The 21538-nt window shown below is 28.3% G+C and carries 18 protein-coding genes; all 18 read left to right on the top strand.

Annotated elements, in window-relative coordinates; all coding sequences use genetic code 11:
* Positions 1-338 precede the first annotated feature (338 nt).
* The 18 genes from efp to KGF41_RS07115 all read left to right on the top strand — a co-directional run bounded on the left by efp (position 339) and on the right by KGF41_RS07115 (position 21529).
* Positions 339-896, top strand: coding sequence for an elongation factor P (gene efp / locus KGF41_RS07200; protein WP_227827144.1), 558 nt, complete (start codon positions 339-341; stop codon positions 894-896).
* 91 nt (positions 897-987) lie between these two features.
* Positions 988-1452: a CD1247 N-terminal domain-containing protein gene (locus KGF41_RS07195; RefSeq protein ID WP_227827145.1), complete on the top strand. Its 465-nt coding sequence runs from the start codon at positions 988-990 to the stop codon at positions 1450-1452.
* A 162-nt stretch (positions 1453-1614) separates the two neighbouring features.
* Positions 1615-2325, top strand: coding sequence for a ribonuclease III (gene rnc / locus KGF41_RS07190; protein WP_227827146.1), 711 nt, complete (start codon positions 1615-1617; stop codon positions 2323-2325).
* 53 nt (positions 2326-2378) lie between these two features.
* Positions 2379-3449, top strand: coding sequence for an elongator complex protein 3 (locus KGF41_RS07185; RefSeq protein WP_227827147.1), 1071 nt, complete (start codon positions 2379-2381; stop codon positions 3447-3449).
* Between the two features lie 27 nt (positions 3450-3476).
* On the top strand, positions 3477-7031 hold the full coding sequence (gene smc, locus KGF41_RS07180) for a chromosome segregation protein SMC (RefSeq protein ID WP_227827148.1): 3555 nt from the start codon (positions 3477-3479) through the stop codon (positions 7029-7031).
* A 26-nt stretch (positions 7032-7057) separates the two neighbouring features.
* On the top strand, positions 7058-8350 hold the full coding sequence (gene ftsY, locus KGF41_RS07175; protein ID WP_227827149.1) for a signal recognition particle-docking protein FtsY: 1293 nt from the start codon (positions 7058-7060) through the stop codon (positions 8348-8350).
* Positions 8351-8452: 102 nt separating this feature from the next.
* The gene (ylxM, locus tag KGF41_RS07170; RefSeq protein ID WP_227827150.1) at positions 8453-8821 is read left to right on the top strand and encodes a YlxM family DNA-binding protein; all 369 of its coding nucleotides are present in this window, start codon (positions 8453-8455) and stop codon (positions 8819-8821) included.
* The gene (ffh, locus tag KGF41_RS07165; RefSeq protein WP_227434163.1) at positions 8818-10170 is read left to right on the top strand and encodes a signal recognition particle protein; all 1353 of its coding nucleotides are present in this window, start codon (positions 8818-8820) and stop codon (positions 10168-10170) included. Before ylxM ends, ffh begins: the two co-directional genes overlap by 4 nt.
* Before the next feature lie 39 nt (positions 10171-10209).
* Positions 10210-10482 (top strand): 30S ribosomal protein S16, encoded by a 273-nt coding sequence (rpsP, locus tag KGF41_RS07160; protein ID WP_003419338.1) that lies wholly within the window; start codon positions 10210-10212, stop codon positions 10480-10482.
* A 65-nt stretch (positions 10483-10547) separates the two neighbouring features.
* Positions 10548-10775: a KH domain-containing protein gene (locus tag KGF41_RS07155; RefSeq protein WP_227434164.1), complete on the top strand. Its 228-nt coding sequence runs from the start codon at positions 10548-10550 to the stop codon at positions 10773-10775.
* Between the two features lie 110 nt (positions 10776-10885).
* The gene (gene rimM / locus KGF41_RS07150) at positions 10886-11401 is read left to right on the top strand and encodes a ribosome maturation factor RimM (protein ID WP_227827151.1); all 516 of its coding nucleotides are present in this window, start codon (positions 10886-10888) and stop codon (positions 11399-11401) included.
* A gap of 8 nt (positions 11402-11409) precedes the next feature.
* Positions 11410-12105 carry a tRNA (guanosine(37)-N1)-methyltransferase TrmD gene (gene trmD, locus KGF41_RS07145; RefSeq protein ID WP_227827152.1) on the top strand — a complete coding sequence of 232 codons (696 nt, stop codon included), beginning with the start codon at positions 11410-11412 and terminating at the stop codon, positions 12103-12105.
* 188 nt (positions 12106-12293) lie between these two features.
* Complete coding sequence (gene rplS, locus KGF41_RS07140; RefSeq protein ID WP_227434167.1) at positions 12294-12644, top strand: 50S ribosomal protein L19; 351 nt, start codon at positions 12294-12296, stop codon at positions 12642-12644.
* 317 nt (positions 12645-12961) lie between these two features.
* Positions 12962-13858: a ribosome biogenesis GTPase YlqF gene (gene ylqF, locus KGF41_RS07135; RefSeq protein ID WP_227827153.1), complete on the top strand. Its 897-nt coding sequence runs from the start codon at positions 12962-12964 to the stop codon at positions 13856-13858.
* Positions 13859-14248: 390 nt separating this feature from the next.
* Positions 14249-15541, top strand: coding sequence for a branched-chain amino acid transport system II carrier protein (gene brnQ, locus KGF41_RS07130; protein WP_227827154.1), 1293 nt, complete (start codon positions 14249-14251; stop codon positions 15539-15541).
* A gap of 1133 nt (positions 15542-16674) precedes the next feature.
* Complete coding sequence (gene brnQ, locus KGF41_RS07125; RefSeq protein WP_227827155.1) at positions 16675-17970, top strand: branched-chain amino acid transport system II carrier protein; 1296 nt, start codon at positions 16675-16677, stop codon at positions 17968-17970.
* A 527-nt stretch (positions 17971-18497) separates the two neighbouring features.
* Positions 18498-20690 (top strand): adenosylcobalamin-dependent ribonucleoside-diphosphate reductase, encoded by a 2193-nt coding sequence (locus tag KGF41_RS07120; protein WP_227841974.1) that lies wholly within the window; start codon positions 18498-18500, stop codon positions 20688-20690.
* Between the two features lie 71 nt (positions 20691-20761).
* Positions 20762-21529 (top strand): ribonuclease HII, encoded by a 768-nt coding sequence (locus tag KGF41_RS07115; RefSeq protein WP_227841973.1) that lies wholly within the window; start codon positions 20762-20764, stop codon positions 21527-21529.
* Positions 21530-21538 lie beyond the last annotated feature (9 nt).

The following is a 21538-nucleotide window of genomic DNA, read 5'->3' as shown; positions in this document are numbered from 1 at the left end:
TTTTTATGAAAGTTATTCTGTAAAAATCTAAAAAATTATGTTTATCTGTTACTTTTAAATAAAAAGTAACGAGTAATAGTGGAAAGTGTAGTCGTAGAGATAAATAATATCAATATATAAAATGTATAAAGTATGATTATAGATGTAAATAATAAAAATATAGGATAAGTAATCTGCCAAATACTTGTTTATATTGTATAACTTATGATATTATGATATTAGTAAAAATTTGTAATCCTGACTTGACAGAATTCAAGTAAGAGATATAATTTTAAAGGCATAGTAATGTAAAATTTACTAAAAAATAAGAAATTTATTTTAATATGGAGGAACAAAAAATGGTATCAGCAGGTGATTTTAGAAAAGGTGTTACATTTGAAAAAGATGGACAACCATGTTTAGTAGTTGATTTTCAACACGTTAAGCCAGGTAAAGGAGCTGCTTTCGTTAGAACTAAATACAGAAACTTAAAAACAGGAGCTATAAGAGAAGAAACTTTTAATCCAAGTGAAAAATTCCCTAAAGCTGTAATAGATACAAGACAAATGCAATATCTATACAATGATGGTGAGTTATATTATTTTATGGACCAAGAAAATTTTGAACAAATACCATTAAACTATGAACAAGTTGAAGAAGCAATTAAATTCTTAAAAGAAAATGAAGTTGCGACAATAAGATTTTATCAAGGACAACCATTCCAAGTGGAAGCTCCAAACTTTGCAGAGCTAGAGGTTGTAGATACAGAGCCAGGAATAAAGGGTGATACAGCAAGTAATGTAACTAAAGCAGCTACAGTTGAAACTGGTGCAGTTGTTCAAGTTCCATTATTTATAAATACTGGAGATAAAGTAAAGATAGATACTAGAACAGGTGAATATTTATCAAGAGTATAAAAATTTATGTATATAAAAGCTTATATGTCTTAATAATATAAGATATATGAGCTTTTAGTTTATATATTAAAAAGAAAGCGAGGGGTGTTACATGAAACATTTATATGAAGAAGTTGCATACTTAAAAGGTTTAGCAGAAGGTTTAGAAATAAGCACTGAGAGTAAAGAAGGGAAAATGATACATAAAATAGTTGATGCATTAGAAGTATTTGCAGAAGCTGTTGTAACATTGGATGAACAACAAGAAGAACTTCAAGATTTTGTTGAATCTATAGACGAAGATTTAGCAGATTTAGAAGAAGATATTGCTGACATGGAAGAGGATCTTTACGAAGAAGATGAAGAAGATGATGACGATGAGGACTTCAGCTATATAGAAATGGAATGCCCAAATTGTGGAGAATTAGTAGAAATAGACGAAGATTTGTTATATGATGATGAAGTAGATGTTGTTTGTCCTGATTGTAAGGCTGTAATATTATCATCAGAAGATGATTATGAAGATGATGATGATTGTACATGTGGTGGTTGTTCAAATTGTGATGATAGAGAATAAAAATTCATAAGAAATAAAACTGCCTATGATGCCTATGAGATATTTTGTTTCATAGGTAGTTTTATTTTTATGAGGACAAGTATTTTGGATTTTGGTTTTGCAATAGTTGCACAAAAATAGTACACTAGAATTTATAGAATAGGATTTTGGAGGGATGTAATAATGAAGATAAGTAAAAAATTACTAGATAATATACAAAGATTTGAAGATGTTATAAATTATAAATTTAAAAATAAAGAATATATACTAGAAGCTCTTACACATAGTTCATATTCTAATGAAAATAAGAGATATAATTTTAATGAAAGATTAGAATTTTTAGGAGATTCAGTTTTAGGAATAGTGATAAGTGATTATTTATTTAATGAAGAATCCAATCTGCCCGAAGGGGAATTGACTAAACTTAGAGCAAACATAGTTTGTGAAGATTCATTAAGTGAAGTTGCAAATGATATAAATTTAGGGATTCATATGCTATTGGGTAGAGGTGAAGAATCTACTGGAGGTAGACATAGAACTTCAATATTAGCAGATGCATTTGAGGCTGTAATAGCAGCAATATATCTTGATGGAGGATTTGAAAGTGCAAGACAATTTATATTACACCATATGGAAAATATAATTTACGATTCAAGAAAGGGAAATATATTTAGAGACTATAAAACACATCTTCAAGAAGTATTACAAGGAAATGGAGAAAATAATATTTGGTATAGGCTTATAGAAGAAAAGGGACCAGACCATAATAAAAGGTTTGTTATGGAAGTTGGAATTAATGGAGATGTTTTGGGTATAGGAGAAGGTAAAAGCAAAAAAGAAGCAGAACAATTGGCTGCTAAAGTAGCTCTAAAGAAAAAATTATGGGAAAAATAAATATAATATGTAAAAATATAAAAAGAAATATTTAGATTAGAAGGATGTTGTAGATGAAAAAGAGAATTATACCTATATTTGTTCCTCACAAAGGATGTCCTCATGATTGTATATTTTGTAATCAAAAAAAAATAACAGGTGTGAGTACTGATGTTACTAGTGAAGATGCAAGAAATATAATTGAAGAATGTCTAAAGACTATAGATAAGGATGCTGATGTAGAAATAGCATTTTTTGGTGGAAGTTTTACTGCTATAGATGTAGATATACAAAAAAGTTTATTATCTGTTGCCAAAGAGTATGTAGAAAAAGGTTTTATAAAAGATATTAGAATGTCCACAAGGCCAGATTGTATTAGTGAAGAAATATTAGAAATGTTAAAAGAATATAAGACAAGTATAATAGAGCTTGGAGTACAATCCTTAGATGAAAAAGTATTATTAGATAGTATTAGAGGTCATCAGTCAGAAGTTGTATACAAGAGTTCGAAGTTGATAAAAAATAGTGGAATTAAACTTGGCTTACAAATGATGGTTGGACTTCCAGCTGATACAGAAGAAAAATGTATATTTACAGCCAAAAAATTTGTAGAGCTTAAACCAGATTGTGTAAGAATTTATCCAACTTTAGTGGTAAAAGAGACTGGTCTGGAAAAATTGATGGAGCAAAATGAATATAAGCCATTTACACTTGACGAGAGTGTAAGAATAGTAAAAAAAGTACTTGTATTATTTTATGTTAACAATATAAATGTAATAAGAGTTGGGCTTCAAGCTACTGATGATATACAAATGGGAAAAGCTGTCTTAGCAGGTCCGTATCACCCTGCTTTTAGAGAATTGGTAGAAGCTGAGATGATAAAGGATTATTTAGAATTTCTTATTTCACAAAATAAAAATATAAAGAACATGTTGGTGAAGTCTAATAAAAAGAATATTTCTAAAATAATAGGAAATAAAAAAACAAATATTAAATATATGAAAGAAAATTTTAGTGTGATTTTAAAAACACAAGAATCCGATTTAGATATAAATCAATTAGAAATTGTGTTAGATGGGAAAAGTTTAATTATTGCTAATATGAGAGACATCCATAGAAAATTGTATGACATTTATAACCTTTAGTTTTAACGATGAAGGGAGAGAAACGATTTGTATTTAAAGAGACTAGAGTTAAAGGGATTTAAATCCTTTCCAGTAAAGACAGATATTATTTTTAAAGAAGGAATAACAGCGATAGTAGGACCAAATGGAAGTGGAAAAAGTAACATATCTGATGCCGTAAGATGGGTATTAGGAGAACAAAGTATCAAGAGTCTTAGAGGAGATAAACTTGAAGATGTAATATTTGCAGGTACAGATACAAAAAAACCCATGAATTACTGTGAAGTAGCTCTTACTATTGATAATTCTGAGAATCAATTAGAATTAGACTTTACAGAAGTGACTATAAGAAGAAGAGCTTATAGAAATGGAGAAAGTGAATTTTTTCTAAATAATAAGAGTTGCAGATTAAAGGATATAAAAGAAGTCTTTTTAGATACTGGTATTGGAAAAGATGGTTATTCAATCATAGAGCAAGGAAAAGTAGATGAAATATTGAGTAATAATCCTTTAAGTAGAAGAAAAGTTTTTGATGAAGCTTGTGGTATATCAAAATATAGATATAAAAAACAGGAAGCAGAAAGAAATTTAAGTAATACAAAAGAAAATTTGGAAAGAATAGATGATATATATATAGAAATTGAAAATCAATTAAAACCTCTTTTTAATCAACAAACAAAAGCAAAAAAGTATTTAGAAATAAGTGAAAAATTAAAAATACTAGAAGTGAATAATTTTATAAGAGAAATTGAAGGAATAGAAAAAGAACTGAGTGAGGTTGATGAGCATAGTAAAGTTCTTGAAAAAGAGCTTAAAGAAAAAGAAGAGCAAAAAAATGTTGTAGAGAAAAAACAAGAAGATGTTGATAAGGAGATAGAGGTACTACAAGATGTAATTGAAAAGTCTGTGGATTATATAAATTCAATTAAAGGTGTTATATCAAAAAAAGAGTCACAGATAAATTTAATTAAAGAAAGAATAAAAAACTTTACAAATGAAATTCATAGAAAAAATTCTGAAATAAACAATATAAAAGAAAAGCTAAATGAAAATAAGGTATACATAAAAGAATTAGAAAGTAATAAGTCTTCAAATAGTGAAGAGTTATTGATATTACAAGAGAATATAAAAAAGTTAGAATCTAGTAAAGAAAATCAAAGGATGAAGTTGGAATCTTTAAATAATGATATAGAATTATTTAAAGAAAATATAATAGATATATTAAATAAGAAACAAGAACTTAGTAATAAGTTATCTGCTTTAAATGCAAATAAAGAAAATATGAATATTAGAGATGAGAACATAAACTCAGAAATATCAGAATTAAACCAAAATGTCCAAACAAAATCTTCTGAATTAGATAGTATAAATAAAGAATTTAATATGAAAAAAGAAAATTTAAATAATGTGAATAACAGAAATAAAAAATTAACTGCTGATTTACAATATTCTATTAATGAACTCAATAAGGTAGAAGATGAAATACAGAAAAGTAAATACAATCTAAATGGATATAACTCAAAGTTAAATGTTTATATAGATATGGAAAATCATTATGAGGGATTTAATAGAGGTGTAAAAGAAGTATTAAAAAATAAGGATTTAAAAGGTATTCATGGAGCACTAGGACAGATTATAAATGTTCCTGAAAAATATGAGAAATCTGTAGAAGCAGCACTTGGTGCCTATATGCAAAATATAATAACTGATGATGAGTTTAGTGCTAAATCTGCAATAAACTATTTGAAGAAGAATAATTTAGGAAGAGTAACGTTTCTGCCATTAAATATAATTAAATCAAATAAAATAAGTTTGGGTAATTTAAAAGCAAATACTAAATTTATAGGAATAGCGAGTGATTTAATTACGTTTGATGAAAAATATAGAAATATAATTGAAAATATACTTGGAAGAACTATATTTATAAACAATATAGATGAAGGGATAAAATTTGCAAAAGAAACTGGTCATAGATTTAAAATAGTAACTTTAGATGGTGAAATCTTAAATCCAGGAGGTTCTTTAACTGGAGGTAGTTTAAAAACTAACGGAAATATATTATCAAGAAAAAGATTCATTAACGAGTATACAGAAAAAATAAATGATGTTAAGGTTGAGATTTCAGGTCTAGAACTTACAAAAGAATCCTTAGATAAAAGTATAAAAAATATAAAAAGTGAAATTGGCTTAGTTGAAAATGAAGTAAAAGATTTAGAAAAAAGTATTATAATAAAGAGTACAAGTATAGAAAATATCGAATCTGAGATTGAATCTTTAAAATCTAGTATTGCTAGGCTAGGTAATGAGAAAAGTGATTTGGGTTCTAACTTAAATTATACACTCGAAAAAAGTGACATTGTTAAAAAAGACATGGAAGCATTAGAAAATACATACAATCAAAATAAAGAAAAAATTGATATATTAAGTGATGAAATAAAAAAATATAATGATTTGTATGATAAAGAAAAAGCTGAATTTGATGAATTAAACCTAACTTTAGTAAAGAAAACAGAAGCTTATAATAGCATAGTTAGAGATATAAAAAGAATATCTGGTGAAAATTGTGAGTTAGAAGAAAAAACTAAACAATTAGATGAATCATTAAATTATGAAGAACAAGAAATAGTTAAGTTACAAGATTCTATATCTATTGAAGAAAAAGAAAAAGAAAACTTAACTAAACAATTAGGAGACAGCAATAGAAATCTTGAAACTAGAAAAATAGCTAAAGATGACTTGAAAAATAATTTTGATGAAATTAGTAAAGAGTTAAAAATTATAGATAGACAACATATAGAACTTAAAGAGAGTTTATTTAAGGTTGGTGGAAGATTAGAAAGATTAAAAACTAGTCAAGACACATATATAAATAAGTTATTTGAACAATATGAAATGACTTTAGTACAGGCATTGGAAATCAAGGATGAAAATCTAGAGATAGATAGAAAATTCTTAGAAAATCTAAAGAGAGAAATAAGAAGTCTTGGGAATATAAATATAGATTCTATCAAAGAATATGAAGAAATAAAAGAAAGATATGATTTTTATAGTGAACAAAAACAAGATTTAGAAGAATCTATGGAGGAGATAGAAAAACTTATACATACATTAGAAGAAAATATGAAATCTGAATTTGAGATTAAATTTGAAGAAATAAGTAAAAACTTTAAGTATGTGTACAAAAGACTTTTTGGTGGTGGTTGTGGAGAATTAACTATCTTAGATAAAGAAAATTTATTAGAAAGTGATATCCTAATAACAGCTCAACCACCTGGTAAAAAGATGAAGAATTTAAATCTACTGTCTGGTGGAGAGAAAGCTTTAACTGCAATAAGCATATTATTTGCAATATTAATTACAAAACCAACACCATTTTGTATATTAGATGAAATTGAGGCTCCACTTGATGACGCAAATATATTTAGATTTGGAGAATTTTTAAAAGATTTATCTAAAGAAACACAATTTATATCAGTAACTCATAGAAGAGGAACTATGGAAGCTGCTGATTATATCTATGGAGTTACAATGCAAGAAAAAGCTATTTCAAAAGTTATTAGTTTAAAACTAAAAGAAGCTCAAGATATAACTGATATTATATAACTTAGATTGACATAGGAGGAAGAATAGTGTTAAAAAAATTATTTGGTTTTGGCAAAGACAAGGATAAGGAATTAGAAAAAAAAGACGTTGACTCAGAAGAAGAAATAGAAAGTGGTGCTGACAATTTAGAAAACATAGAAGAAACAATTTTTTCAGGGTTTGAGGAAGAAGTTATAGATAAAGTAGAAGATATTCCAGAAAAAACTGAAGAAGAAGTTGTTGATGAAAGTACTGAAGAAAATAGAGAGATAGAAGATGAGATAGATATTAATGAACAAAAGGTAGAAGAGATAATAAATAATGATTCTCTAGATAGTGAAATAGAAGAATTAAACAATGATAATAATGATGAAGAAACTGAACATGAAGATTATGAAAATAAAGAAGAGAAATATGAAGAAAAGAAAGTTAATTTGTTTGAAAGATTAAAACAAGGATTAACAAAGGCAAAACAAGGAATAACTGATAGAATAGATGAGGTTTTAAAATCATATACAAAAATAGATGAAGAATTGCTTGAGGATTTAGAGGAAATTTTAATAACAGCAGATGTTGGTGTAAATACAACTATGGACATAATTGAGAAACTAAGAGATAAGATAAAGCAAAAGGGAATTACTGAACCAATAAAGGTAAGAGAAGAACTTAAATCTATAGTTGAAGATATCCTTACGAATGAAAACTCTACATTAGACATAGAACCAGCTCCATGTATAATTCTAATGGTAGGTGTAAATGGAGTGGGTAAAACTACTACGATAGGAAAATTAGCAAATAGATATAAAAAAGATGGAAAAAAAGTTTTATTAGCAGCAGCAGATACATTTAGAGCAGCAGCAACAGAGCAATTAGAAATATGGGCAAATAGAACTAATGTAGATATAATAAAGCATCAAGAAGGAGCAGACCCAGGAGCAGTAGTGTTTGATGCTATAAAGGCAGCAAAAGCTAGAAAGGCAGATTTATTAATATGTGACACAGCTGGGAGATTACACAACAAAGCTAATCTTATGAATGAACTTGGAAAAGTATTTAAAATAGTAGATAGAGAATTTCCAGAAGCAAAGCGTGAGGTACTTCTTGTAGTAGATGCCACAACAGGTCAAAATGCAGTTGTTCAAGCTAAAACATTTAAAGAAGTTGCAGATATAACAGGTATAGTACTTACAAAACTTGATGGAACAGCAAAAGGTGGAGTAGTGCTTGCAGTAAAGTCAGAAGTAGATGTACCTGTAAAACTTATTGGAGTTGGAGAAAGAGTAGAAGACTTACAGGATTTTGATGCAAAATCATTTTCAGATGCATTATTTGGTAACTAGTATTCTTTTAAAAATAATGGTTGACAAGAGTGTTTATATGATATAAAATACAATAGTGTAAAGTAAATAACCTTTACAGTATACTGCTAGGAAGTGTAAGATATGAATATAGAAAAAATGGTCGAAATTGGATTGTTATTTGAACAGTATAAAGAATTACTAACTGATAAGCAAAAAGAGATAGTAGCTCTATACTATGAAGAGGATTACTCTTTAGGTGAAATCAGTGAGAATCTAAGTGTATCAAGACAAGGTATATATGATACATTGAAACGTTCAGAAAAGATACTAAGAGATTATGAAGAAAAGCTACATTTAGTATCTAAGCTTCAAGAACAGGAAAAAAATATTAAATTTATAAGAAATAAAATTATTGACATTAAAGAAGATTTATTGCACAATAGAGATTGTGCTAATTTAATCCCTAAGCTAGAAAATATAGAAGATGTATGTAGGGAGATGATAAAATGATATTTGAAGGATTGTCTGATAAACTACAAGGGGCATTTAGTAAGTTAAAGTCAAAAGGAAAGCTTACAGAAGCAGATGTAAAAAATGCTATGAGAGAAGTTAAACTTGCTCTTCTTGAAGCAGATGTTAACTTTAAGGTAGTTAAAGATTTTATAAAAAAAGTTCAAGAGAGATGTGTTGGACAAGAGGTTATGCAAAGTTTGACACCAGCTCAACATGTAATAAAAATTGTAAATGAAGAACTTACAAGTTTAATGGGGGATGTACAAAGTAAAGTAATGATTTCCTCAAAACCTCCTACGATTTTAATGATGGTTGGATTGCAAGGTGCAGGTAAAACTACAACAGCAGGAAAACTTGGAGGATATTTTAAAAAGCAAGGCAAGAAGCCTCTATTGGTAGCTTGTGATATTTATAGACCAGCAGCTATAAAGCAACTTCAAGTTGTTGGTGAAAAATTGGATATACCTGTATTCAATATGGGAGATAAAGAAAGTCCAGTAAATATTGCCAAGGCAGGTTTAAGTCATGCAATTAAAAATGCTAACGATTTGGTTATTATAGATACTGCTGGTAGACTTCATATAGATGAAGTGCTTATGGATGAGTTAAAGTCAATTAAGTCAGAAGTTAAGCCACATGAAATACTTTTAGTTGTAGACTCTATGACAGGGCAAGATGCAGTGAATGTTGCAGAAAGCTTCAATGAAGCACTTGGTGTTGATGGAGTAGTATTAACTAAGTTAGATGGAGATACTAGAGGTGGAGCTGCACTTTCAATAAGAGCAGTAACACAAAAACCTATAAAGTTTATGGGGATGGGAGAGAAACTAGATGATATAGAACCTTTCCACCCAGACAGGATGGCATCAAGGATATTAGGTATGGGAGATGTATTAAGCCTAATAGAAAAAGCACAAGAAAGTATGGACTTAGAAAAAGCTAAGGAATTAGAACAAAAAATCAAAAAACAAGAACTAGATTTTGAAGATTTTTTACAACAAATGGAACAAATACAAAATATGGGACCTCTAGACAAGATACTTGGTATGATGCCTGGTATGGGAAATATAAAAGACCAACTTGGAGATGTAGATTTGAATGGTAAAGAAATGAATAGAACTAAAGCCATAATTCAATCAATGACTACATATGAGAGACGTAACCCAGGAATATTAAATGCTTCTAGGAAAAAAAGAATAGCTAGAGGTAGTGGAACTACTGTACAAGATGTAAATAGACTTATAAAACAACTTAATGAAATGAAAAAAATGATGAAGATGTTTGCTGGTTCACAAAAAAGTATGAAGAAAAGGGGCGGCTTAGGCGGTTTACCTTTTTTTAAATAAAATATAAAAAATAGTAAAAATTATTCGGAGGTGACTGTAATGGCAGTTAAAATAAGATTAAAAAGAATGGGAGCTAATAAAAAACCTTTCTACAGAATAGTAGTAGCTGATTCAAGAGCTCCAAGAGATGGAAAATTTATAGAAGAAATAGGATACTATAATCCAATTTCTGAACCTAAACAAGTAAGAATAAATGATGAAAAAGCTATAAAATGGTTAGCTACTGGTGCTCAACCAACAGAAGTAGTTAAAAAATTACTTGTAAAAAACGGAGTAATAGAAAAATTCGAAGCTTCTAAACAAGCAAAATAATTTTCTCTTAGCAACTAGTATAAGTAAATACTTATTGTTGAGGTTACTTTTAGGAGATGAAATATATGAAAGAGCTAGTTGTAGATATAGCTAAGGCTCTAGTTGATAATCCTGACTCAGTTGTTGTTGAGGAATTTAAAGACAATGACGGTATCGTCTTAAAGCTTACAGTTGCTCAGGATGACATGGGTAAGGTTATTGGGAAGCAGGGAAGAATAGCTAAAGCTATAAGAACTGTCGTAAGATCTGTTGCAAATAGAGAAAACATAAAAGTTTCTCTTGAGATAGTATAAAGAGGAGGATTAGGTATAGTGCCTAGTCCTTTTTGTATAACTGTGTACAGTTTTAAGAATTTATGATGATATGGTAACATAAGATTAAATTTTTTTAAGAAGGTGATAACATGAAAGAAAAATTAACCCATTTTAAGGTAGGGCAAATAGTAAACACACAAGGTCTAAAAGGTGAAGTAAGAGTTTATCCACTTACTGATGATATAGATAGATTTGATGAATTGAAAGATTTTTATTTAGGAAAAGATTTAAACAACAAGTGGACTGTAGAAAATGTAAGATATAAAGGCTCTATGGTTATAATGAAGATAAAAGGTATAGACACTATAGAAAAAGCAGAAAAGCTAAAAAATAAATTTATGTATGTGTCTAGAGAAGAGAGTAGAGAACTTGAAGAAGGTGAGTTTTTTATAGCAGATATGATTGGTATGGAAGTTTTAACTATAGAAGGAAAGTATGTAGGGGTCTTGGAGGATGTACTTCAATATTCTGCAAATGATGTTTATGTAATAAAAGGTGAAGAAGATAAGGAATTTATGATACCAGCTATAAAAAAATTTGTACCTACTATAGATATAAATGAAAGAAAAATGATTATAGACCCTATTAAGGGTATGATAGATTAGGTGGTAATATGAGATTTCATATAATGACGCTTTTCCCAGAAATATTTAATTCATACATGAATGAAAGTATAATGAAAAGAGCAGTTGAAAAAGGTATAATTGACGTGCATATATATAACATAAGAGATTTTTCTAATAATAAACATAAAAAAGTAGATGATTATCCATTTGGAGGAGGAGCTGGTATGGTGATGACTCCTCAACCTATATATGACACATATAAGCATATAATAAAAACCCATAATATAAACAATCCAAGAGTAATTTATTTAACTCCCAAAGGTAAGGTATACAATCAATCTATAGTCAAGGAGATGTCTATTGAAGAAGATATAATACTTCTATGCGGTCACTATGAAGGAATAGATGAAAGAATTATTGATTTAATAGTAACTGATGAAATTTCAATTGGAGATTATGTACTAACCGGAGGAGAACTGCCTGCACTTATAATGATAGATTCTATATCAAGGTTAATTCCAGGAGTATTAAATCAGGACGAGTCATTTGAAGAGGAGTCATTTAAAGATAATCTATTGGAGTATCCTCATTACACAAGACCTAGAGAGTTTGAAGAGTTAAAGGTACCAGAAGTGCTTTTATCAGGAAATCATAAAAAGATAGATGAGTGGAGACGAGAAGAATCTATAAGGATAACTAAGGAAAGACGATTAGACTTATATAAAAAATCTCAAGAAAAATAAAAACATATACAATAAAAACTTAATATACATGTATACAATAAAGTGGCTATAAATGGAATTAAAAATATAAAAGTGCTTGTAATAACTATAGAAGTATAGTATAATATAAAATGTTGAAAATACGGGCGTTCCTCTGTTTACACTGGTCGGGTAGTTAAGAACGTCTATGATATCTAGGAGGAAGAAAGATGAATGAAATGCTAAGAGCAATTGAGCAAGAACAATTAAAAAATGAAGTTCCTAATTTTGGACCTGGGGACACAGTTAAAGTACACGTTAGAATTATAGAAGGAAAAAGAGAAAGAATACAAATATTCGAAGGTGTAGTATTAAAGAGACAAGGTGGAGGAGCAAGAGAGACTTTTACAGTTAGAAAAATGTCTTTCAATGTTGGTGTAGAAAGAACTTTCCCAGTTCACTCTCCAAAAATAGAAAAAATAGAAGTAACTAGAAAAGGTAAAGTAAGAAGAGCTAAACTAAACTACTTAAGAGGTAGAGTAGGTAAAGCTGCTAAGATAAAAGAAGCTAGAAATAGATAATTAAAAACTTTACTTATAAATGGGGGGCTGATTTATCAGTCCTCTTTCTATTTTAATTGAAATCATAACAAATAATTAAATTGTAAGTAGATATGATTATTTGTTGAAAATATACTATTTATTGATAGATTTAGGAATTTTAAAATTGAAAATAAAATCAATAAATATTGGATTATATTTTGAAATAATACTAAAAATAAGAAGATAATATTATGTAAAGTATGATGTTAAAAGGGTGACAATGTAAGGTCTTAAGTAGATATATTTTTAAGTAAAATTAGGTAATAATAACATACTATTTTAAAGGAGTGATATATGTGTCAAATGAATATGAAGAGTATCTTATGGATAATAATCTACATATAAACTGGTATCCAGGTCATATGAAGAAAACAAAAGAATTAGTAAAAAATAACTTAAAACTAATTGATGTAGTGGTTGAACTTTTAGATGCTAGAATCCCATTTAGTAGCAAAAATCCAGATATAGATATGCTTGTAGGAGATAAGCCTAGGGTAGTTGTATTAAATAAAAGCGATATGGCAGATAGAGATAAGTTAAATCAATGGATTGAGTACTATAAAAAGAATAACATAAAAGCTATACCAGTAGATACACTAAAAGGTGTAGGTATAAATAAGATAGTGGAAGAATGTAAGAATGTAACTAGAGAAAAAATGAGTTCTTTAAAAGATAAAGGAAGAAAAGAAAGAGCTATAAGAATAATGATAGTTGGTGTACCAAATGTAGGTAAATCATCTCTTATAAACAAATTAACAGGTAGAAAAAGTACTCAGACAGGAGATAAGCCAGGAGTAACTAAAGGTAAGCAATGGGTTAGATTAAAGGGAAATCTTGAACTTTTAGATACACCTGGAATACTTTGGCCAAAGTTTGAAGACCAAGAAGTTGCCTTAAACTTAGCATTTAGTAGAGCTATAAAAGATGAGATTTTAGATGTTGAGACTTTAGCTTTAAGACTTATAGAAAAACTTATGATAATAGAGCCAGAAAAGTTGAAAGCTAGATATAAATTAGACTCTTTAGGAGAAACTCCAATTGAAACAATGGATATGATTGGCCACAAAAGAGGATTCATAACAGGTGGGAAAGAGCTTGATTATACACGTATAGCTACTACTGTTTTAAATGAATTTAGAGATGGAAAAATAGGTAATATAACACTAGAAGTACCAGAGAGTGTTAAAAGATAGATTTTAAAGCTAGGTTAAAAAATTAATATTATTAAGTAAAAAAAAGCCTTTTTAAAAAGGTTTTTTTTACTTTTCTGAAATATAGACAAAAACTGTCACATAAAAGTATAAATTAGATTAGAAAACTTTAAAAAATATTAATTTAAGACAAATACACCTAATTTTTTGAAAATTAAAATCAGTGTGATAATTTGCAATTTTGGCATATTGACTTGCTTGTTTCATATAATATATAATAAGCACAAATAAATACAATATATTAAAAATTTAATTTATTTAATTTTATTAATTTAATAATGAATTCTTATTGTTTTAGTTAATTTATTTATGCAAACGTGAACAACTGAGAAACTTTATTAATTTAATAAGGTTAAAAAGGGGGATTTTATAATGGGTAAGACCAAAGATATGATAGTATTTGGATTTGCATTATTCGCAATGTTCTTTGGAGCAGGTAACTTAATATTTCCACCATATTTGGGAATAATTACAGGTCCAGAATGGTTAATTGCCTTCTTAGGATTTACATTTGCCGATGCTGGTTTGGCACTTCTAGCAGTAATGGCTACAGCTAAATTCGATGGAAACGTAGTAGAAATGTTTAAAAGATGTGGTATGAAATTAGGGATTCTTATAGGTTGTGTAGATATTTTATGTATAGGGCCATTCTTAGCTATACCAAGAACAGGTGCAACAACTTATGAAATGGGTATGATGCCTTTATTTGGAAGCTCAATTCCAGTGTTATTATTCTGTATAGTTTATTTTGCGATATCATATGTATTAACAATAAGACCATCTAAGGTCGTAGATATAGTTGGACAATTTTTAACTCCAGCTCTTCTAATAGCTTTAGCATTCATAATTATAAAAGGTGTTGTATCTCCTCTTGGAGAGATAATAGATAAACCTATGATACCTAATGTATTTGCAGAAGGTATTGGTCAAGGTTACCAGACAATGGATGCATTTGCAGCAATAGCACTTGCATCAGTACTGATAGTATCCTTAAATGAAAAAGGATATACTAGTATTAGTGAAAAGTTAAAGATGATTGGTAAAGCAGGTGTTCTTGCTTGTGGTGGCTTAGCATTAGTTTATGGGGGATTATGTTTCCTTGGAGCAACTGTATCAACAATGTATGGAACAGATGCAGTACAATCACAAGTAATAGTAAATATAACACAAGGATTGCTTGGAAATGTTGGGAAAGCGATTTTAGCAATAGTGGTATCTCTAGCATGTTTAACTACATCTATAGGTCTTACATCTGCAACAGGGCAATATTTTTCTAGACTTACAAAAGGTAAGTTAAGTTATGAAAAAATAGTATTAGCCGTATCTGTATTTAGTGCAGTAGTAGCATCTTTTGGTGTTGGAACTATAATAAAGATAGCATCTCCTATACTAAGTATAGTTTATCCACCATCAATTGTTTTAATAATTTTAGCTTTCTTTAATGAAAAAATTAAGAATGATAATGTATACAAAGGAGCAGTATATATGTCACTGCTTGTAAGTATATTAACTGTTATATCTAGTTATGGAGTAAGCGTTCCAGTAGTAAATTCTCTACCTCTTGCTTCATTAGGATTTAACTGGGTAATTCCAGTTGTAATAGCTGGAATAATTGGTAACTTTATACCATCAAAGAGTCAATCTAATACACTTGGAACAAATTAAATCTTATTTAATTGAAATATAGATATTTATAAATAAGGAGAGTTATCTATAATAAATGAAACTATTTATATAGATAACTCTTTTTATTTTTTGAGTATATACTAATTCCTTGTATTTAATATAGTAAAATTAGATAAAAGTATTAAAAAAAGATATGTTTATTTTTTAACAATATTGAGTCTTTATAAAAGATATTTAAAAGAATATTACAAGTTAAGATATGTGTATTAGTTGACTTTTACAAAAATATTATATAAATAAAATTGTGACAATAATAAAATAATAAAATGAAATTTAAGGCATTTGAACGTATAAATAACTTATGTAAATTACTAAATTGTTTTCTAATTAGTTTATATTAAGATTATTCATTAAATTCTAAAAAATAAGTAGAATAACTTGAATACTAGCAACTGCAAAGTTTTAGTAAGTTGGAACTTATAATATAGTTTCTATGAAGAAAAATAAATCAATAAATCATAATAAAAAATTTTCAGAAAAAATGATTTGAAGGTACTCAAGTAAGTAAAAAGTTTATAAGTGTAGAATTGAAATTCAGTAAAATTAATAGTGAGTTTAGCAAAATAAATACAAAATACTACAAGAATTAACGTAAATAGAAGTTATGACAAAAGGAAAACGATTTTCTAAGTATCATAATTTTGAAAATTAAAAAAATTAAAAATCATATTGACTGCTTTTTTTTCAGATTATATAATAAACACAAAATATTTAAAATTTAAATTGAACTCAAAAGATTATACACAAATAAAAAGGAGAGTGATGCATACATTAATATTGTCTATAAAGCAATATAAATTGGAAATAATGCAAATAATTCAAAAAGTCGCACAATTAAGATGATTTAAAAGTTTTAATTTTGTCAAGAAAAATTAAATAAAAATAAAAAAAACAGCTATGTTTAAAGTATACATGTTAATTTTATTTAATTAAGAAAGTTGTACTAAATATTGCGAAGATTTTATAAATTATGAAACATAATTGACAAGTTTAAGTCAAAAATGTATAATTAAATAAAATCTCGTCAAAAGGTTTTCATTTAAGAAGAGATTGGACTTATTTTTTGGTAAAATGTAATAAAAAGTAGTAAAATTCAAATGGGGGTGCTTTAAATGGGTGAGAAACAAATCAAGTTTAAAGATGTAATTGTAATTGGATTTGCACTATTTGCAATGTTTTTTGGTGCTGGGAACTTAATATTCCCTCCATATCTAGGAGTTTTATCTGGAAGTAGCTGGCTAGTAGCTTTCATAGGATTCCTTTTCGCAGATGGTGGTTTGGCATTATTAGCAGTTATAGCAGCAACTAAGTTCAATGGAGACACATCAAAAATGTTTTCAAGAGCTGGTAAAGGATTAAGTATTGTACTAGGATGTGCAATGGTAATCTGTATAGGGCCACTTTTGGCAATACCTAGAACAGCAGCAACAACTTATGAAATGGGTATACTACCTACAATAGGTTCAGGAATAAGCCCAGTAATATTCTCTATAGTATTCTTTGCTATAGTATTGGTTTTAACAATAAGACCATCAAAAGTTGTAGATATAGTTGGATCAATTTTAACTCCAGCTTTACTTATAGCTTTAGCAGTATTGATAGTTAAAGGTATTGTATCTCCATTAGGAGACATAAGAGATGCTTCTTTAATACAAAATGTGTTTTCAGAAGGTATAACTCAAGGATATCAAACAATGGATGCATTAGCAGCTAGTGTATTTGCATCAATTATAATCATGTCAGTAATATCTAAAGGATATACAGGTGAAAAAGAAAAGATGAAAGCTACAGTAAGTGCAGGTGTTATAGCGGTAATAGGTATGGCACTAGTTTATGGTGGATTATGTTACCTTGGAGCAACTGTATCTGAAATATATGGACAAGATGTTCAACAAACAGCTTTAATAGTTTCAATAACAGCAGCATTACTTGGAAATACAGGTAAGATTCTATTGGCTATTATAGTTGCATTAGCATGTTTAACAACAGCTATAGGTCTTTCTTCAGCAGCAGGTCAGTATTTCTCAACACTTACAAATGGAAAATTAAAATATGAGCATATAGTTATAGTAGTTTGTGTGTTTAGTGCAATCATATCAAACTTTGGAGTAAGTACAATAATAAAATTCTCTTCTCCTATATTAAGTATGGTATATCCAGCAACTATAACTCTAGTTATACTAGCATTATTTAGTAATCAAATTAAAAATGACAATGTATTCAAATGCGCTGCATATATGGCATTGTTAGTAAGTGTATTAACAGTTGCAACAAGCTTTGGTGTAAATATTCCTCTAGTTAATAGCTTACCATTAGCTTCATTAGGATTTAACTGGGTAGTTCCAGTTTTAATAGCAGGAATAATAGGAAACTTTATTCCATCTCAAAGTAGTAAAGCTGTACAATAATAAAGAATAATTAATACATATAGGAATTGCCTTAAAGTGATTAAAATCATTTAGGAGGCAATTCCTTTTTGATATGTAAAACTTTATATGTAAATGAATATTAAATACAGTAGTTTAAAGATAGATTATTGTTAGGTTGAACTTTGTTATATATATTTACAAATAATATTTATGATATGTAACATATTTATATGTAAAATATAAAGAATTTATTGTTAATTTTAATGGTAAATAATGGAGTAAAAAATGATAAAATTTATAAAAAAATAAAGTATATAAGAGTATAATTACACTTTTATATACTTTTTTATATTATTTTTAAGTTTTTAATAGAAGATATTTAGAATATAGAAAGTTCATTTACTTAACTGAGAAAACTATAAAGCGTGTTATATTGAATATAAAATAGTATAATATATATTGTGTGAGATAATTAATATGAGAACATACAAATATAGAAAAAAGTTTGTTTAGAATTACAACTAATAGGTGTATTAATGTAATACTAATTTATTGGAGGTCTAAAAATGAAGTACATAATAAAGAGAGATGGGACAAAAGAACTTTTTAGTAAAAGTAAGATTGAAGATGCTGTCTATAAGGCTAGTATAAATAGTGAAGGTGGAGTAGACAGAGATTTAGCATATGATATATCTAGAAAAATCGCTAATGATTATAATTCTATGGAGGAATGCTTATCTGTAGAAGAAATCCAAGATATAGTGGAAGTATTACTTATGGAATCAAATAGAAAAGATATAGCAAAACACTACATATTATATAGAGAAAGACGTTCAGAAATAAGACATAAGGCTTGGGAGTTTGATGAATTACAAAAATCAATATGGAAAAATAAGTATAGACATAATGGAGAAAGTTTTGATGAATGGATAAAGAGAATTTCAAATAATAGTCCAAGGATATCAAAGTTAATAAGACAAAAGAGATTTTTATTTGCAGGTAGAATTTTAGCAAATAGAGGTTTACATAAAGAAGGTAAAAAAGTAACTTATTCTAATTGTTATGTGATAGAGCCACCAAAAGACAGTATAGAAGATATTTTTGACACCGCAAAAAAACTTGCTAGAACTTTTAGTTATGGTGGAGGGGTTGGAATTGATATTTCAAAATTAAGACCCAAAGGTGCAAAAGTAAATAATGCTGCAAAATATACAACTGGAGCAGTGTCTTTTATGGAACTTTATAGCATGACAACAGGTTTGATTGGTCAAAGAGGTAGAAGGGGAGCTCTTATGATTTCTATGGATGTAAATCATCCAGAAATAGAGGAATTTATAGATATAAAAACCGATTTGGAGAAGGTTACTAAAGCAAATATTTCTGTAAGAGTAACAGATGAGTTTATGCAAGCTGTAAAGGAAAAAAAATTGTATAATTGTACGTTTGAAGTTGAAACTACTGGAGAAAAAATAGTTAAGATAGTAAATGCATATGATTTGTTTAATAAGTTTGTTAAAAATAACTGGGATTATGCAGAACCAGGCATATTATTTTGGGATAAAATAAAAACATATAACCTTATGAGTGAAGATAAGGACTTTTGTTTTTCAGGGGTAAATCCTTGTGCAGAAGAGCCACTTCCAAGTGGAGGAAGCTGTTTGCTTGGCTCAATAAACTTATCAGAGTTTGTAATACAACCATTTGGGGAACATGCTACCTTTGATATTAATAAGTTAAAATCTTGTGTTAGAGAAGCTGTGGTAGCTTTAAATGATGTATTAGATGAGGGATTAAATTTACATCCATTACAAGAACAAAGGGATAGTGTCTACAAATATAGACAGATAGGCTTAGGTGTAATGGGTATTGCTGACATGCTTATAAAGATGGGGATAAGATATGGTTCTGATAAATCTTTAGAATTGTGTGATTTAATTGGTAAAACTATGCTTAACGAAGCTGTAAAACAATCAGCTTTAATTGCTAAAGAATACGGGACATTTAGTGAGTATAAATATGAAAATATTTCTAAATCTAGATTTTTTATAGAAAACTTAAATGATGATACTAAAGAGATGGTTAAAAAGTATGGGCTTAGAAACTCACAACTCTTAACTATACCTCCTACAGGTTCTATATCTACAATGATAGGTATTAGTGGAGGAATAGAACCTATATTTAATCTTTCATATATAAGAAAAACTGAAAGCTTACATGATGAAGATGTGTATTATAAAGTATATACTCCAATAGTTAAAGAATATATGGATAAAAAAGGTATTACAGATGAAGAATGTTTACCAGATTTTTTTGTTACTGCTATGAATATAGGATATGAAGAAAGAATAAATATGCAAAAAGTATGGCAAAAGTATATTGATGCTTCTATATCATCTACAATAAATATACCTTTTGAAACTACAATTGAAGATGTTTTTAACATATATGTTATGGCATGGCAAGCTGGTCTTAAGGGAGTGACAATATTTAGAGATGGATGCAAAAGGAGTGGAATCTTAATAAATGAAAAAAAAGAAGAAAATAATAAAGAAAATAACAAAAAAGAAGATAATAAAAAAGAATCTTATAAAAATAATAAAGAAGAAAAAGATAATAAAAAAGAAAAAGCCAAAGAATTAAAAAATAAAAATTTTGAAGAAGATGAAAAGTTTGTATGCCCTGAGTGTGGAAGTGAAGGAATTGCACACACAGGTGGATGTAGTATATGTTTAAAATGTGGATATAGTGGATGCAATTAAATTCTAAGTTAGTGGATTCTTAATATGTTTAAGACAATAATATTTTTACAGGTGAAAGATGAGGGGATAGTATGCAGAACAAAAGTGTGAGGGAGATTAAAGAAATAATTGAGACTTTAGAAGTTGAAAAGTATATGGAATATATAGAAATATTAAGAGTGGATGAAAGAAAATCTGTTCAAAGTCTCGCTATAAAGCTTGCCAAGAAGCTGGACAATATTAGAAAAGAAGCAGAAAGATTAGAAACTATAAATGTGTTTGAAAATGAAGGATATAGTAAAGGCTATTTATATATTGGAGGAATTGATGAAGCTGGAAGAGGACCACTTGCAGGTCCTGTTGTAGCTTCAGTTGTAGTGTTTAAGCAAAATACAAAAATAGAAGGCGTAAATGATTCTAAGAAACTAAGTGAAGCAAAAAGAGATGAGCTTTTTGAAGTAATAAAAAAAGAAGCATTAGATTATGGAATAGGGATAGTAAATAACGAAGAAATAGATGAATTTAACATATTAAATGCCACATATATGGCAATGAAAAAAGCAATAAATTGTTTAAAACAAACACCAGATTATTTACTTGTTGATGCAGCGACAATACCAGGAATTGATATAGTTCAAAATCCAATTATAAAAGGAGATTCAAAATCTATATCAATAGCAGCAGCAAGTATATTGGCGAAGGTTACTAGGGATAGTATAATGTATCAATATGATAGAGTATATCCAGAATATGGATTTAAATCTCATAAGGGATATGGAACAAAAGAACACTATGAAGCTATTGAAAAACATGGGATAACTCCTATACATAGAAAAAGCTTCTTGAAAAATATACTGTAAACATAATGT

This window comes from Clostridioides sp. ZZV14-6150, from assembly GCF_020657875.1.
Lineage (GTDB): Bacteria > Bacillota > Clostridia > Peptostreptococcales > Peptostreptococcaceae > Clostridioides.
Note: the sequence above shows the minus strand (reverse complement) of the source record. Positions and strands in the feature narration are given on the sequence as shown.